15 protein-coding genes are annotated in these 13905 nt (G+C 67.2%); 6 read left to right on the plus strand and 9 right to left on the minus strand.

The window, feature by feature from the left end:
* The first annotated feature begins 77 nt into the window (after nt 1-77).
* The gene (locus ASG75_RS14585; protein WP_056391094.1) at nt 78-299 is read left to right on the plus strand and encodes a hypothetical protein; all 222 of its coding nucleotides are present in this window, start codon (nt 78-80) and stop codon (nt 297-299) included.
* Nucleotides 300-444: 145 nt separating this feature from the next.
* Nucleotides 445-3090, plus strand: a complete 2646-nt coding sequence (gene mgtA / locus ASG75_RS14590; RefSeq protein WP_056391097.1) for a magnesium-translocating P-type ATPase — start codon at nt 445-447, stop codon at nt 3088-3090.
* Nucleotides 3091-3105: 15 nt separating this feature from the next.
* Here mgtA and ASG75_RS14595 read toward each other — a convergent pair whose 3' ends face one another.
* The 3 genes from ASG75_RS14595 to dnaG all read right to left on the minus strand — a co-directional run bounded on the left by ASG75_RS14595 (nt 3106) and on the right by dnaG (nt 6655).
* Nucleotides 3106-4107 carry a bile acid:sodium symporter family protein gene (locus ASG75_RS14595; protein ID WP_056391100.1) on the minus strand — a complete coding sequence of 334 codons (1002 nt, stop codon included), beginning with the start codon at nt 4105-4107 and terminating at the stop codon, nt 3106-3108.
* Between the two features lie 9 nt (nt 4108-4116).
* Nucleotides 4117-4737 carry a DedA family protein gene (locus tag ASG75_RS14600; protein ID WP_056391103.1) on the minus strand — a complete coding sequence of 207 codons (621 nt, stop codon included), beginning with the start codon at nt 4735-4737 and terminating at the stop codon, nt 4117-4119.
* 124 nt (nt 4738-4861) lie between these two features.
* Nucleotides 4862-6655 carry a DNA primase gene (gene dnaG, locus ASG75_RS14605; RefSeq protein ID WP_056391106.1) on the minus strand — a complete coding sequence of 598 codons (1794 nt, stop codon included), beginning with the start codon at nt 6653-6655 and terminating at the stop codon, nt 4862-4864.
* An 84-nt stretch (nt 6656-6739) separates the two neighbouring features.
* Here dnaG and ASG75_RS14610 point away from each other — a divergent pair, with 84 nt between their 5' ends.
* On the plus strand, nt 6740-7375 hold the full coding sequence (locus ASG75_RS14610; protein ID WP_056391110.1) for an N-acetyltransferase: 636 nt from the start codon (nt 6740-6742) through the stop codon (nt 7373-7375).
* Between the two features lie 7 nt (nt 7376-7382).
* Here the strand turns inward: ASG75_RS14610 and ASG75_RS16065 are convergent, their stop codons facing one another.
* The 3 genes from ASG75_RS16065 to rpsU all read right to left on the minus strand — a co-directional run bounded on the left by ASG75_RS16065 (nt 7383) and on the right by rpsU (nt 8591).
* Complete coding sequence (locus ASG75_RS16065; RefSeq protein WP_082547631.1) at nt 7383-7553, minus strand: DUF1328 domain-containing protein; 171 nt, start codon at nt 7551-7553, stop codon at nt 7383-7385.
* Between the two features lie 184 nt (nt 7554-7737).
* Nucleotides 7738-8184 (minus strand): GatB/YqeY domain-containing protein, encoded by a 447-nt coding sequence (locus tag ASG75_RS14615; RefSeq protein ID WP_056391113.1) that lies wholly within the window; start codon nt 8182-8184, stop codon nt 7738-7740.
* A gap of 191 nt (nt 8185-8375) precedes the next feature.
* Nucleotides 8376-8591: a 30S ribosomal protein S21 gene (gene rpsU, locus ASG75_RS14620; RefSeq protein WP_007081639.1), complete on the minus strand. Its 216-nt coding sequence runs from the start codon at nt 8589-8591 to the stop codon at nt 8376-8378.
* Nucleotides 8592-8659: 68 nt separating this feature from the next.
* On the opposite strand from rpsU, the gene tsaD reads away from it, so the two are divergent.
* Nucleotides 8660-9721, plus strand: coding sequence for a tRNA (adenosine(37)-N6)-threonylcarbamoyltransferase complex transferase subunit TsaD (tsaD, locus tag ASG75_RS14625; RefSeq protein ID WP_235580249.1), 1062 nt, complete (start codon nt 8660-8662; stop codon nt 9719-9721).
* Between the two features lie 7 nt (nt 9722-9728).
* On the opposite strand, the gene ASG75_RS14630 is transcribed toward tsaD, so the two are convergent.
* The 3 genes from ASG75_RS14630 to ASG75_RS14640 all read right to left on the minus strand — a co-directional run bounded on the left by ASG75_RS14630 (nt 9729) and on the right by ASG75_RS14640 (nt 12306).
* The gene (locus tag ASG75_RS14630; RefSeq protein WP_056391115.1) at nt 9729-10448 is read right to left on the minus strand and encodes a pseudouridine synthase; all 720 of its coding nucleotides are present in this window, start codon (nt 10446-10448) and stop codon (nt 9729-9731) included.
* A gap of 107 nt (nt 10449-10555) precedes the next feature.
* Entirely contained in the window at nt 10556-11335 is a 780-nt protein-coding gene (locus ASG75_RS14635; protein WP_056391118.1) for an ABC transporter permease, read from the minus strand.
* Complete coding sequence (locus ASG75_RS14640; protein ID WP_056391120.1) at nt 11332-12306, minus strand: ABC transporter ATP-binding protein; 975 nt, start codon at nt 12304-12306, stop codon at nt 11332-11334. Before ASG75_RS14640 ends, ASG75_RS14635 begins: the two co-directional genes overlap by 4 nt.
* A gap of 93 nt (nt 12307-12399) precedes the next feature.
* Here ASG75_RS14640 and ASG75_RS14645 point away from each other — a divergent pair, with 93 nt between their 5' ends.
* Together ASG75_RS14645 and ASG75_RS16410 are read left to right on the plus strand one after the other, a co-directional pair.
* Entirely contained in the window at nt 12400-13146 is a 747-nt protein-coding gene (locus ASG75_RS14645; RefSeq protein WP_056391124.1) for an FAD-binding oxidoreductase, read from the plus strand.
* Nucleotides 13147-13501: 355 nt separating this feature from the next.
* Nucleotides 13502-13822: a hypothetical protein gene (locus tag ASG75_RS16410; RefSeq protein ID WP_157616990.1), complete on the plus strand. Its 321-nt coding sequence runs from the start codon at nt 13502-13504 to the stop codon at nt 13820-13822.
* The last annotated feature ends 83 nt before the right edge of the window (nt 13823-13905 follow it).

Raw genomic sequence — 13905 nt, forward strand, 5'->3', positions numbered from 1 at the left:
CGGCTGGTGCTTTCCGCTAGGGAAAGTCCGGCCCACTCCTGAGGACGCCGACGGCGTCGTCATGAGGAGATGGGCTGATGAAGCTCCTTCACGATTTTTTCCGCCTGCGCCTTGCAGGCCCGCGCACCGCCTCCGTTCGCGGCGCCGCCGTGTCGCCCGAATTCAGCGTGACCGTGCCCGCACCGCTGGCCGAGCCGGCTAGTGGCGGCGTCGAGCGCGTCACTGCCGCGCCCGTGCGGCGTGAGCCGGCGTCGTTCCTGAAAGCGCCGCGCCATCGGCGGCTGGGCTCCGCTCGCTGATGGCTGCCGTGATCCCGCGCAAGGGTTGGCCTCCGCCAGCGTCCGCCGGCACGGGCCGCGTCTGCGGCCGCACGGGCTAGCGTGATGGTGGCCTGACGCCACCAGCGCTTCGCAGCATCGGCATTCCGCCTCACGGAAGCGAAGCATGAGCAAGATTTTTCAAACTCCCGCCGCCAGGCTGGCGGGCAAGGCGACGCCGCGACCGGTGGTCGTGGCCGGGCAGGCGTTTTGCCCGGCCGAGGCGCTGCTGGCCGGGCTGGATACGTCGCTGCGCGGTCTCGACGCGGCGCAGATCGGCGCGCGGCTGCATCGCGACGGTGCCAACGAGGTGTCGCACGAGAAACCGCCGCACTGGTCGCTGCAGTTGCTGCGCGCCTTCAGGAACCCGTTCATCGTGGTGCTGCTGGTGCTGGCCGGCGTGCAGCTGTTCACCGATGGCAATGATCTGACCGGGCCGATCATCATTGCGGTGATGGTGGCGATCAGCGTGCTGCTGAGCTTCACCCAGGAATACCGTTCCACCCGCGCCGCCGAGAAATTGAAGGCGATGGTGCGCAACACCGCCACGGTGACGCGGCGTGCCTCCGACGGTCACAGCGAGCGGATCGAGGTGCCGGTGGCCGAGCTGGTCGCCGGCGACATCGTGCACCTGGGCGCGGGCGACATGGTGCCGGCCGATCTGCGCCTGCTCGGCGCGAAGGACCTGTTCGTCAGCCAGGCGATCCTCACCGGCGAGTCGCTGCCGGTGGAGAAGTTCGCGCCTGCCCGCGCGAGCGTTGCCGACGACAGCCACGCCAATCCGCTGGACCTGCCCACGGTCTGCTACATGGGCACCAACGTGGTCAGCGGCAGTGCCAGCGCGGTGGTGGTGGCAACCGGCGCGCGCAGCTATCTCGGCTCGCTGGCGCACAGCATGAGCGGCCAGCGCGTGCAGACCAGCTTCGACCGCGGCGTGAGCAGCGTCAGCTGGCTGCTGCTGCGTTTCATGGCGGTGATGGTGCCGGTGGTGTTCCTGATCAACGGGCTGGACAAGCACGACTGGGCCGAGGCGCTCCTGTTCGCACTGTCGATCGCGGTCGGGCTGACTCCGGAGATGCTGCCGCTGATCGTCACCGCGAACCTGGCCAAGGGCGCGCTGGCGATGTCCCGGCGCAAGGTGGTGGTGAAGCGGCTCAACGCGATCCAGAACTTCGGCGCGATGGACGTGCTGTGCACCGACAAGACCGGCACGCTGACGCTGGACAAGATCGTGCTGGAGCGCCACCTCGACCTCGACGGCGAGGCGTCGGACGAGGCGCTGGAATACGGCTACCTCAACAGCCGCTTCCAGACCGGCCTGAAGAACCTGATGGACAAGGCGGTGCTGGAACATCGCGACCTGGAAGCCGCGGCGACGTGCTACCGGGTGGTGGACGAGATTCCCTTCGATTTCCAGCGTCGGCGCATGTCGGTGGTGGTGACCAGCGGCAACGGCGAACACTTGCTGATCTGCAAGGGCGCGGTCGAGGAGATGCTGTCGATCTGCGCGTTCGCGAAGACCGGCGAGGCGATCGAACCGATGACCGAGGCGCGTCGCCACGAGATCAGGGCGATGACGCACCGGCTCAACGAGGACGGCCTGCGCGTGCTGGTGGTGGCGGTGCGGCGCGAGGCCGCGCACGAGCATGCCTACGGCGTGGCCGACGAGGGCGGGCTGGTCGCGGTCGGCTGCCTGGCCTTTCTCGACCCGCCGAAGGACTCGGCCGCCACCGCGATCCGCGCGCTGCACCAGCACGGCGTGGCAGTGAAGGTAATCACCGGCGACAACGAAGTGGTGACCCGCAAGATCTGCCGCGAAGTCGGGCTGGACGTCAGCCACTCGGTGCTGGGCCGCGAGATCGAGGAACTGGATGACGCCGCGCTGGATGCGCTGGTGGCGCGGGTCACCGTGTTCGCCAAGATGTCGCCGCTGCAGAAGGCGCGCGTGGTACGCGCGCTGCAGCGGATCGGCCACACCGTCGGCTTCCTCGGCGACGGCATCAACGACGCGCCGGCGCTGCACGACGCCGACGTCGGCATCTCGGTGGACACCGCCACCGACATCGCCAAGGAGTCGGCCGACATCATCCTGCTGGAGAAAAACCTGATGGTGCTGGAGGAGGGCGTGCTGGAAGGCCGCGTCACCTTCGGCAACATCATGAAGTACATCAAGATGACCGCCAGCTCGAACTTCGGCAACGTGTTCAGCGTGCTGGTGGCCAGCGCGTTCCTGCCGTTCCTGCCGATGCTGCCGATGCAGATCCTGGTGCAGAACCTGTTGTACGACATCTCGCAGCTGTCGATCCCGTTCGATCGCATGGACGAGGAATACCTGAGCAAGCCGCGCCGCTGGGACGCCGGCGACATCGGCCGTTTCATGGTGTGGGTGGGCCCGGTCAGCTCGATCTTCGACATCACCACGTTCTGGCTGATGTGGCACGTGTTCGGCGCGAACACGCCGGCGCGGCAGTCGCTGTTCCACTCCGGCTGGTTCATCGAAGGCCTGCTGTCGCAGACCCTGATCGTGCACATGATCCGCACCCGGCGCATCCCGTTCCTGCAGAGTGTGGCGTCCGCACCGGTGCTGGGGCTGACTCTGGCGATCATCGTGATCGGCATGCTGATCCCGTTCAGTGCGCTGGGCGCGAAGATCGGCATGGTGCCGCTGCCGCCGCTGTACTTCGCCTGGCTGGCGCTGACCCTGGCGAGCTATTGCGTGCTGACCCAGCTGATGAAGGTCATCTACATCCGCCGCTACGGCCGCTGGCTGTAGTCGGGTTGGCCTGTCTCAGTCGGCTTCGCGGTTGTCTTCAGCGACAGCGCGCCCGCCACGCAGCGCGTACCGGCGCGCCACCACCGCGCATACCATCAGCTGCAACTGATGGAAGATCATCAGCGGCAGCACCAGCGCGCCGAGGCCGCCGAGCTGGCCGGCGAACAGGATCTTCGCCATCGGGATGCCGCTGGCCATGCTCTTCTTGGAGCCGCAGAAGACAATCGTGATCTCGTCCTCGCGCGAAAAGCCGAGCCGGCGCGCGACCCAGGTCAGCGTGGGCATCACCAGCGCCAGCAGCAGCGCGCACATCGCCAGGGTGGACAGCAGGGCGGAGATCGGCGTGTCGCGCCACAGGCCCTCGACCACCGCGGCGCTGAACGCGGTGTACACCACCAGCAGGATCGTGCCCTGGTCGGTGTAGCCGAGCAGCGGCTTGTGGCGGTCGACGAAGCCGCCGATCCAGCGCCGCGCTACATGGCCAAGCGCGAATGGCAGCAGCAGCTGCAGCATGATGTCCAGCACGCCCTGCCAGGAGGCGCCACCGCCATGGCTGGCCAGCAGCAGGCCGACCAGCAGCGGGGTCAGCGCGATGCCGAGCAGGTTCGACATCGAGGCGCTGACCACGGCGGCCGACACGTTGCCGCCGGCGATCGAGGTGAACGCGATCGACGACTGCACGGTGGACGGCAACGTGCACACGAACAGCACGCCGAGGTAAAGCTCGGGCGTCAGCAGCGCATGCCCGACCGGCTGCAGCGCCAGCCCCAGCAGCGGGAACAGCACGAAGGTGCCGGCGAACACGGTCAGGTGCAGCCGCCAGTGGGTCAGGCCCTGCACGATCGCCGTGCGCGGCAGCTTGGCGCCGTGCAGGAAAAACAGCAGCGCGATCGCCGCGTCGGTGATCCCGTCGAACACCCGCGCGGTCCCGCCGCGACATGGCAGCAGCGAGGCCAGCAGCACGGTGGCGAGCAGGGCGAGGGTGAAGTTGTCCGGGCGAACGCGACGCAGCGACATGCGGCCGGCTCAATCCAGCCCGCAGCGCGTGCGGCGCCGGTGTTTCCACCACAGCACCAGCACGGTCAGCAGCAGGACCCCCACCAGCACCCACAGGCTGCTCTGGCCGCGATGGAGCCATTTCACCAGCCATTCGTGGTTGTCGGCGCCGAAGAAGCCCAGGTAGACCCAGAACGGCACGCTGATCAGCGCCGCCAGCGTGTCGATCAGCAGGAAACGCAGGAACGACACCCGATGGGTGGTGCCGGCGGTGAGGTAGACGGTGGTGCGCATGCCGGGCAGGAAACGCGCGAAGAACAACATGCGGTTGCCGTACTGGTCGAACTTTTCCTGCACCTTGACGTAGCGTTCCGGGGTCAGCACGCGGGCCACGAAACGCCACTGCAGGATGCGCGCGCCGTAGTGGTGGCCGAGCAGGAAGATGGCCGAATCGCCCAGCAGCACGCCGAACATCGCCAGCGCGACCATCGCATGCACGTTGGCGTAGCCGAGTCCCGCGATCACGCCGCCGGCGACCAGGGTGATGTCTTCCGGCAAGGGCAGGCCGGCGCCGCAGATCATCAGCGCGATGAACACGGCGACGTAGCCGTTCTCGGCGAAGATCGTGATCAGTTGTTGCAGCAGATCCATCAGTGTCCTTGCGCGTCTTGCGAAACCTGCCCGGCCGCAGCCGGGCATGATCCCACAGTCGGATGGCGGTCGAGCCAGGCAGGATGACGCGGGGCGTCCATGGGCAGGCAGCACGTCATCGCGGTCAGGCCGAGGCTACCGGCGGCCGCGCGCGGGCGGCCAGCAGTTCGCGCAATTCCGTTTTCTCGGCGCTGTCCAGCGCGCCTTCGCGGCTCTTCGCGGTCAGCGCATCGCGGCGCTGGGTGATCGCCTGATCCTCCATCCGCGCGAGCGCGTCGAAGAACTCGGTGCGCTGGCTTTCCAGCTCGCCGACCGCCATCGCCGCCATCAGTTTCTGCAGCGACGGATACTCCGGCCGCTCGGCAAAGTGCTCCACCAGCGTGGCGGAGTTGATGCCGGGGCGAGCGCGCGCGATGTCGAGCAGTTCGGCGAGCAGGTCCACGCCGGGTTTGTCCAGGCGCAGGAAGCGATAGGGTTTCTCGACCTGGTCGGCCAGGCCCGGCTGCCCCAGCAGCAGTGAGATCGCACTGCGCACCAGGCTGCGCTGCACGGCGGTGGGGCGCTGCACGGCGCGGTGCGTGGCCGGGTCGGCCTGCAGCATGGCGCGCGCACCGCTGCGTTTCTCCAGTTCCTGCGCCATCAGGTCGCGGAACGCGCCGTCGGGCAGTTTCGCGATCAACGGGCGCGCGCGCTCGGCCAGCCGGGCGCGGCCGTCGAGGCTGGCCATGTCGACGTCGTGCGACAGCTCGTTGAAGAAGTAGTCGGACAGCGGCATCGCTTCCTTGATGCGCTTCTCGAAGCCCTCGCGGCCTTCCTTGCGCACCAGCGAATCCGGGTCCTCGCCGTCGGGCAGGAACAGGAAGTACGCCTGGCGGCCGTCGCGCAGGCGCGGCAGCGCCGATTCCAGCGCCTTCCACGCCGCAGCGCGGCCGGCGCGATCGCCGTCGAAGCAGAACACCACGTCCGGCGCGGCGCGGAACAGCACCTCGGTGTGCTCCGGCGTGGTCGCCGTGCCCAGCGTGGCCACCGCGATCGGCAACCCGGCCTGGTGCAGCGCGATCACGTCCATGTAACCCTCGACCACCACGATCCGCACCAGGTTCGCGTTGGCCTGCTTCACCTGCCACAGCGCGAACAACTCGCGGCCCTTGTGGAACAGCGGGGTCTCTGGGGAATTGAGGTATTTTGGACCCGGGCTTTGTTGAGAAGTGCGGGCAGGGATGCCCGCTTCTTGATCTTCGCGCGCAGGAGGCGCGCTGGAAATGATGCGTCCACCAAAAGCGATCACGCGGCCGCGGCGGTCGAGGATCGGGAACATCAGCCGCTCGCGGAAGCGGTCGTACTTGCTGCCGCGCTCGCTCGACGCGACCATGCCGGCCTCGTTCAGCAGCTCCATCCGCCGCGGCGTGTTGCCCAGCGCCTTGATCACGCCGTCGTAGCCGGCCGGCGCCCAGCCGAGGCGGAAGCGCTTGATCGTCTCCGCGTCCAGCCCGCGCTTTTTGCAATAAGCCTGGGCATCGGCGTTGCGCGGCAACTCGCTTTCGTACCAGAGCGCGGCCGCGTCGAGCAGCGCGTACAGGTCGGTCTTGTCCTCGCGCGGCGCCGCGTCGCGGCCGCCCTCGCGCGGCACGGTAAGGCCCACCGTCTGCGCCAGCTCCTCCACCGCGTCCGGAAACTCCAGCCGCTCGTAGTCCATCAGGAACTTCACCGCGCTGCCGTGCGCGCCGCAGCCGAAGCAGTGGAAGAACTGCTTGGCCGGGCTGACGTAGAACGACGGCGTGCGCTCGTTGTGGAACGGGCAGCAGGCCGTCCATTCGCGCCCGGCCTTCTTCAGCGGCACGCGCCGCTCGATCACGTCGACGATGTCGACGCGGGCAAGCAGTTCATCGATGAAGCTGTCGGGAATCAGGCCGCGCATAGACCGCCTAGTCTAGTCGGTCGCCGCCGGGGAGGCTCGGGCGGATTGCGCTACTCTGAGGCGAAATGTCACAGGGGAGGGGCGATGAACCGCGCTGGACTGAGCTTTCGCGCCGCGTCGGCGGCGGACGTGGCGGCTGCCGTGCCGATGATCCACAGCTCCGGCCCGGCCGCGTTCGACTATGTGTTTGCGCTGCCGGGGATGGGTGATGCGCAGGCGTTCCTGCGCCGGGCGTTCGTCGACGGCGCGGGCGAGTTCGGTTGGCGCAACCATGTGGTGGGCGAGTTGGACGGCGCGGTGGTGGCGGTCGGGGCGGGTTACGGCGGCGCCATGAAGTGGCGGTTCACGCTGGCGGCGGCGCGGCAGATCCTCGGCCACTACGGCTGGCGCCATGCGGCGGCGGTGATCGCGCGCGGGCTGAAGGTGGAGTCGGTGATCCCGCCGCCGGCCGGCGCGATGTACTACCTGGGGCACCTGGGGGTGGCGCCGTCGCTGCGCGGCCAGGGTGTCGGCTCGGCCCTGGTCGATCATCTGCTGGCGGCTCGGCCCGCCGGTTCAGGCGGGCCGGTGATCCTCGATGTGGCGGCGACCAATCCGGATGCGCAGCGGCTGTACCGGCGGCTGGGTTTTGCGGTGATCGGCGAACGCCGCTCGACACTGGCCAATGCGCTCGGGCGAGTGCCGGATCACCGGCGCATGCAATGGCAGGCGTCGGCTTGAATCGCGGCTAGAACAGGCTGATCACGCCGATCACCGCCAGCACGGCCAGCAGGAACAGGATCACGAAGCACACGAACAGCACCTTGGCGATGGTGGCGGTGGCGCCGGAGACACTGCCGAAACCGAGCCAGCCGGTGACCAGCGAAATGATGGCGAAGATGATGGCCCACTTCAGCATGTACTTCTCCCGCAGCGATGATCGCCCGCGCGGCGGGGTGCCCGGCGGGTCACGCCGTTTGTAGCGGGGTGGGCGTGAACGCGATGCATCGTGCCGCTTGCCAGTGGCGGTGCGGGGGATTGCGCCGGCGCATCGCGCCGGGGATCGTCGCGGGTCTGCTGGTACTGCGGCGAGGGTTCGCCCCTCAGCCGGCCAGGCGTGCCTTGATCCGACCCGAAACCACGCCCATGTCGGCGCGGCCGGCGGCCTTTTCCTTCACCGCGGCCACCACCTTGCCCATGTCGCGCGGCGAGCTGGCGCCGGTTTCGGCGATCGCGGCGGCGATCAGGGCGTCGATCTCGTCGTCGCCGAGCTTGGCCGGCAGGTAGGTCTCGATCACCACCATCTCGGCGCGCTCGACGTCGGCCAGATCCTCGCGGTTCGCGGCGGCGTACTGGCTCACCGAGTCCTTGCGCTGCTTCAGCATTTTTTCCAGCGCGCTGAGCACCTGCATGTCGTCCAGCTCGATCCGCTCGTCCACTTCGCGCTGCTTGATCGCCGCCAGCATCAGCCGGATCACGCCCAGCCGCTGCTTGTCGCCGCCGCGCATGGCGGTCTTCATGTCTTCGGTGAGCTGCTGCTTGAGGGTCATGGGTGGGGCCTCTGAGGTGGGATATTGATTCTACGGAAACGACAAAGCCGGCGTTGTCCTTGGGACAACACCGGCCAATGTCGAATCCGAGAGCTTGCGGTGGCTGCGAGAACCCGCGCCGACCGTGTTTCCTTCGATGCGCGGCGCCGGGGCGCCGCATGATCCACCGCCGGGCGGCGGATCGGGGAAACTCAGTACAGACGGACCTTGCGCGAGACGTCGCGGGACAGACGGCGCAGGTGACGCTTCACCGCGGCCGCGCGCTTGCGCTTGCGCTCCTGGGTCGGCTTTTCGTAGAACTCACGCTTGCGCGTTTCGGCGAGGACGCCGGCCTTTTCGCAGGTACGCTTGAAACGACGCAGTGCGATCTCGAACGGCTCGTTCTCGCGAACTTTTACGTTGGGCATGGAAACTCCGAGTGGTAATCTGCCCGCTGGTACGGGACTGTCAAATAGGGCGAGCCGCGAATTATACCGTGGATATCACAGAATTTTCAAAGCCGGCGAACAAGCCGGTGCTGGGCATCGAAACCTCCTGCGACGAGACCGGGGTGGCCCTGCTGCGCTGGGAGCCGGCCGCACCGGGCCGCGGCCTGCTGGCGCACACCTTGTACAGCCAGATCAAGCTGCATGCCGATTACGGCGGCGTGGTGCCGGAGCTGGCCAGCCGCGACCATGTGCGCAAGCTGCTGCCGCTGATCCGCGAGGCGCTGGCCCAAGCCGGGCTGACCGTGCACGACCTGGGCGGGGTGGCCTATACCGCTGGCCCGGGCCTGGTCGGCGCCTTGCTGGTCGGCGCCTCCGCCGGGCGCGCGCTGGCCTGGGCGCTGGGGGTGCCGGCGATCGGGGTGCACCACATGGAAGGCCACCTGCTGGCCCCGTTGCTGGAGGAAAACCCGCCCGCGCCGCCGTTCGTGGCGCTGCTGGTGTCCGGCGGGCACTCCATGCTGGTCGAGGTGAAGGCGATCGGCCAGTACACGATCCTGGGCGACACCCTGGACGACGCCGCCGGCGAGGCGTTCGACAAGACCGCCAAGATGATGGGCCTGCCGTATCCCGGCGGCCCGGCGCTGGCAAAACTGGCCGAACAGGGTCGCGCCGGCGCCTTCCGCTTCTCCCGGCCGATGACCGACCGGCCGGGACTGGATTTCAGCTTCTCCGGCCTGAAGACTCAGGTGCTGCTGGCCTGGCAGCATTCCGACCAGAGCGAGCAGACCCGCGCCGACGTCGCCCGCGCGTTCGAGGAAGCGATCGTCGATACGCTGATCATCAAGTGCCGGCGCGCGCTCGAGGCCAGCGGCGCGCAGCGGCTGGTGATCGCCGGCGGCGTCGGTGCGAACCGAAGACTGCGCAGCGAGCTGGCCAGGGCCGGCGAGAAAGACGGTTTTCAGGTGTATTTCCCGCGGCTGGACTTCTGCACCGACAACGGCGCGATGATCGCGCTGGCCGGCGCGATCCGGCTGGCCAGCGGCCAGCATCAGGACGAGACCGTGCAGGTGCGCCCGCGCTGGGATCTGCAAAGCCTGCCTGCCGCCTAGCGCGCGCTCACCACTGCGTGCGTGCGGGCAACAGTCCCTTCAACTCCGCTTCGGTGAGGTTGCGCCACTGGCCGACCTTCAGGTGGGCCAGCTTCACGTTGTCGATGCGCACGCGGCGCAGCTGGGTCACGCGGTAGCCGAACGCGGCGGCCATCAGGCGGATCTGCCGGTTCAGGCCCTGGGTCAGCACGATCGAGAAACCGAACTTGGCGATGCGGCGGGTGCGGCAGGGCTTGGTCATCTGGTTGTGGATACGCACGCCCTTGGCCATGCCGGCCAGGAACTCGTCGGTGACCGCCTTGTTCACGCCGACCAGGTATTCCTTCTCGTGGTGGTTTTCCGCGCGCAGGATCTCGTTGACGATGTCGCCGTTGCTGGTGAGCAGGATCAGGCCCTCGGAATCCTTGTCCAGCCGGCCGATCGGGAAGATCCGCTGCGGGTGGTCGACGAAGTCGACGATGTTGCCGTCCACGCCGTGGTCGGTGGTGCAGGTGACGCCGACCGGCTTGTTCAGCGCGATGTAGATGGCCTTCTTTGCCGCCGGCGTGGCGGCCAGGATGCGCGCACGTACGACCTCGCCGTCGACGCGCACCTCGTCGCCGTCCAGCGCTTTCGCGCCGGTCGTGACCACGTCACCGTTGATGGTGACGCGGCCGGCGACTAGCAGCTCGTCCGCCTCGCGGCGCGAGCACAGGCCGGCTTCGCTGATGTATTTGTTGACGCGCATGGGTCAGGGCCGGGATTGGGGATTGGGGATTAGGGATTCGGCAAGGCGCGTTCCCGCGAGCTTGCGGCTTCTGCGAATCCCGAATCCCCAATCTCGATTCCCGGCTTTCACGAGCGCAAGCCGACGCCGCGCTTGAGCAGCTGCAGCGCCACGACCGACAGCGCGATCACGAATCCGATCATCACCACGAACGCCCAGCCCACGTGCACGTCGCTGATGCCGAGCACGCCATAGCGGAACGCGTTGACCATGTACAGGATCGGGTTGGCGCGCGAGATCGCCTGCCACGGTTCGCCCAGCATGTTCACCGAATAGAACACGCCGCCCAGGTAGGTCAGCGGGGTCAGGATGAAGGTGGGCACCAGCGCGATGTCGTCGAACTTCTTCGCGTACACCGCGTTGACGAAGCCGGCCAGCGAGAAGATCGTGGCGCCCAGCAGCACCGAGGCGAACGTGATCAGCGGATGCAGTACGTGCAGGTCGGTGAAGAACAGCGCGATCAGCAGCACCAGGATGCCGACCACCAGGCCGCGCACCACCGCGCCGGCGACATAGCCGGCGAGGATCACCCAGTTCGGCATCGGCGACACCAGCATTTCCTCCACCGCGCGGCTGAACTTGGCGCCGAAGAACGAGCTGGAGATGTTGCCGTAGCTGTTGGTGATGATGCTCATCATCACCAGGCCCGGCACGATGTACTGCATGTAGCTGAAGCCGCCCTCGATGCTGCCGATGCGGCTGCCGATCAGCTTGCCGAAGATCACGAAGTACAGCGTCATGGTGATCGCCGGCGGAATCAGCGTCTGCGTCCAGATGCGCACGATGCGCACGATCTCGCGGCGGATGAGGGTGTTCAGCGCGACGAGGTTGGCGGCGGCGTTGCTCATGCGGCGCGCTCCACGCCGTGGTGGTCCAGCTCCTGGCGGCCATGCTCGACCAGCCGAACGAACAACTCCTCCAGCCGGTTGGTCTTGTTGCGCATCGAAGTCACCATGATGCCGTGCGTGGACAGAGTCGCGAACAGCGAGTTGAGGTCATGCGAACGGGCCATCTCGGCTTCCAGCGTGTGTTCGTCGCGGCGGCGCAGGGTGACGTTCGGCAGTGTCGGCAGTTCGCCCGGCATCGCCGCCACGTCCAGCACGAAGGTCTCCACGTCCAGCGTCGCCAGCAGGCGCTTCATGCTGGTGTTCTTGATGATCGCGCCGTGGTCGATGATCGCGATGTTGCGGCACAGCGACTCAGCCTCCTCCAGATAATGCGTGGTCAGGATCACCGTGGTGCCGGCGGCGTTGATGCCGCTGACGAACTGCCACATCGAGCGGCGAATCTCGATGTCGACGCCGGCGGTGGGCTCGTCCAGGATCAAGAGCTTCGGCTCGTTCATCATCGCGCGGGCGATCATCAGCCGCCGCTTCATGCCGCCGGACAGCGTGCGCGCCTGCATCTGCGCCTTGTCCCACAGGCGCAGCTCGTTGAGGTACTTCTCCGCGCGTTCGGCGGCGATCTTCCGCGGGATGCCGTAGAAACCCGCTTCGTTCACGCAGATGTCGAACGGCTTCTCGAACTGGTTGAAGTTGATCTCCTGCGGCACCAGGCCGATCAGCCGCATTGCCGCGCTGCGCTGCCGGTTCACCGACACGCCGAACACCCGCGCGTCGCCGGAAGTGGAGTTCACCAGCGAGGACAGGATGCCGATCAGGGTGGACTTGCCGGCGCCGTTCGGGCCGAGCAGGGCGAAGAAGTCGCCGGGCTGCACGGTGAGGCTGATGCCCTTCAGCGCTTCGACGCCGTTGCTGTAGGTTTTGCGCAGATTGTCGACGACAAGCGCGGGGGCTGTATCTGGATACTGCGGAGACATGGGCTGCACCGAGGGGGTTAGCCCTTATTATAGCGGGCCACGCCCAGCCGTTCGGCCCTGTCCGACGGCACACACTGTTTCCGGAAATCTTTCATGGCCGACCACTTCCAGCTACGTCTCGTCGACAGCCGCATGCTCGCGCCCGCAGTGCGCCACCTGGTGTTCGAGCGCGCCGACGGCCAGCCGCTGACGTTCCAGCCCGGCCAGTTCCTGCAGGTGCATTTCCATTACGACGACGGCACGGCAACCAAGCGCAGCTATTCGGTGGCCACCATCGGCGACGGCCACTCGCCGGTGCAACGCGTCGAGATCGCGGTGAGCTACGTCGAAGGCGGCGCCGCCACCAAACTGCTCGGCGAACTGCCGCTGGGCGGCGTAGTCGATGCCAGCGGTCCGTACGGCCGTTTCTGCCTGCAGGAAACCGACAGCCATCCGCGCTACCTGCTGCTCGCCACCGGCACCGGCGTCACTCCCTACCGCGCGATGCTGCCGCAGATCGAGAAGTTGCTGGCCAAGGGCGATCGCGAAGTGGTGCTGCTGTACGGCGCCCGCAGCGAAGCCGAGCTGCTTTACGGCGACGAGTTCGAGGCGTTCGCGCAAACCCACCCCGGCTTCATCTTCCACGGCTGCCTCAGCCGCGAAGTGCGCGCCACCCCGCGTCCCACCGACCGCAGCGGCCACGTGCAGCACGTGCTGGCCGAACTCGGACCGCACGCCGAGCGCGACATCGCCTACCTGTGTGGCAACCCGAACATGGTCGACGCGGCCTTCACCGCGCTGAAGGAGTTCGGCTTGCCGGTGCCGCAGATCCGGCGCGAGAAGTACATCTCGTCGCGCTGATATCAAGGTTGCCGCTTTCAGGCCGATACGACGTCTGGCTCGGCATCACGCCATGGGTACGAGCCAGGGCGGTCTTGTTCCTCGTGCGTGTCATCTCACGCGCGGCTCACAACAAGAGGGGTAAATCAGCGGGCTGGATAGGTGGCTGCGGCGAAGTCCGGTCCCGATGCGTCACTTAGTGTGACGCGCATCACGTTTCGCGGCATGGGCTGGTTCAAACCGGTAAAGCCCAGGCGGAGCGCGCCGAAAGCCATCTAAGGAACCCCATATATGGTCGGGGGTGCCTCAAGAGGTGAATGGAATGGCAAGTCCGCTTGGCACCAGGTTGGCAGGTTGTGCATGGATCGCGTTGGCCATGCTCGCGAGCATGTCGAGCGCGAATGCGGAAACCGGCCGTGTCGTGTTCTCGGGCGCCGTCGTGGAGCCGACCTGTTCCACCGTTGATGTCGTGCTTGGCGCGGGTACCTCTTCGGGTTCAGTCGATGAACTTGTGCCGCGTCATCTGACCTGTGGCCAGACGGCAGCCGACCCCGGTCGGTCCTATTCACGCACCGTGATCAGTCTCGATGCCGCAGCCATCGCGAGCGATCGATTGCTCGGTTATTTCACCAGCTATGCAAACGCTGCAAATGCCGGCGGGACACAAGCAAGGCTCATCGTGTACACCTACGAATAGTCGCCGCGGGATACCGCCCCGGTGCAGCGCGGGCCGCGTGGTTATTGGTAGAAAACGTCGAAGGTCACCGTAGCCTTCACCGG

This window comes from Rhodanobacter sp. Soil772 (genome assembly GCF_001428385.1).
Taxonomy (GTDB): domain Bacteria; phylum Pseudomonadota; class Gammaproteobacteria; order Xanthomonadales; family Rhodanobacteraceae; genus Rhodanobacter.